At 37.2% G+C, this 1,541-nt stretch carries 2 protein-coding genes; one reads left to right on the forward strand and one right to left on the reverse strand.

What is annotated here, in order from left to right; all coding sequences use genetic code 11:
- The coding region (locus ACTHUM_RS13630) for an IS3 family transposase (protein WP_440403126.1) at positions 1–414 on the forward strand (414 nt) is incomplete at its 5' end.
- A gap of 102 nt (positions 415–516) precedes the next feature.
- Here ACTHUM_RS13630 and ACTHUM_RS13635 read toward each other — a convergent pair.
- On the reverse strand, positions 517–1,541 hold a 1,025-nt coding region (locus ACTHUM_RS13635; RefSeq protein WP_440403127.1), incomplete at its 5' end, for a YadA family autotransporter adhesin.

Here is a 1,541-nt window from a genome sequence, read left to right on the forward strand (position 1 = left end):
ATTTTATACTTATTTAACAATGAGATAGTTTCATATAATCTCAGCTATTTCCCAAACTGGGCGCAAGTAGAGGACATGTTAATACAAGCCATCAAAGGATTAAATAAAGCTTGTGGTGTCATTTTACATTCAGACCAGGGATGGCAATATCAAATGGTGGCTTATCGTCGAATCTTGGCAGAACATGGCATCATTCAAAGTATGTCGAGAAAAGGGAATTGCTTGGACAACGCCGCGATGGAAAGTTTCTTTGGGCGATTAAAAACGGAATGTTTTTATGGGCGGGAATTTAACAGTAGAGAGGAGATAGTTAATGCTGTCAGAGATTATTTGGATTACTATAACCACCGACGGATTCAACTAAAATTAAAAGGACTGAGTCCGGTACAATATCGAAAACAATCCTTTAAATAACAGTCTAACTTTTTGGGGTCAGATCAAATTTTGGCCGCACTTTTTTTCATCTCAACATAACAAAAGAAAAGGCAGATTTTACTCTGCCTTTTTATCAAATAATTACCATTGGTAACCGATGCTTCCGCCCCAGTTCACATCACTACGGGAATTGATACTTGCACCAACTTTAATCGAAACTTTGTTGTTGTCAGAATTTCGACTATAACCAACCGCTAATGCAGTTTCGTTGCGATAACCACCAACACCAACAGAAACTAAGCTTTTACCCGCTTCATTTGGACGTTGTAAGAAAGAAATCGCTGTCGCTCCTGCAATACCTGCTTGTAATTTACGATCAACGTGATCAATTTTGTTGTCTAAACGATTGATGTTGTTATTAATGTTTTTCACTGCATTATCAACATAACGTTTATTTACTGCATCAGTTGGGTCTTTAGGATCAGCCACATTCACAATACGATTATTGTGAACATCCAAGCCACCATGTGCATGAACAGTACCACCAATGTTGATATCACCCGTTGTTGTGACATTAGCAAATGTTGGTGTATCAGATACTGCCACACTTAACACTTTGCCTTTTTTGTGGGTTAATTTAATGTTTTTACCCGCATCAAGTGTTAACTTATCCATTTTTGTTGCAGTAGATTGAACCGTTTCTTCTGTCACTTCATTTACAACAGTACCTTCAGATGCACTTGCAGTTACATTAAATCCACGACCACCTGCATTTTTGATTTCATCTTTGGTTTTTTGTGAAAGATCTACTTTGTAATTGCTTACTGTTGTAACAGAAATACCATTTTTAACTTCTGTTTTTTCACCAACTGTTACTGTAACAGCATCAGAAGCAGCTTCAACTGATGCTGAAGTGTCTTTTGCGTTAACCGTGTAAATCGTTTGATTATTCGCACCAGTTTCAGAAGTCACCTCTACATTTGTTCCAGCTTTTACCTCTGTTTTAGCTGCCGCTGCGGCTTTAGTAATATTGGTATTAAGCTCGTTCTTCGCTGCATATAATTGGCTACCATTCACAGCATCTTTACTATCAGCTGAAATTGTACCATTTGATACATTCGTGATTTTTGTATTTCCTGCATTAATACCATCTTTATCATTAATAG

Source organism: Neisseria sp. P0021.S006 (assembly GCF_051956895.1).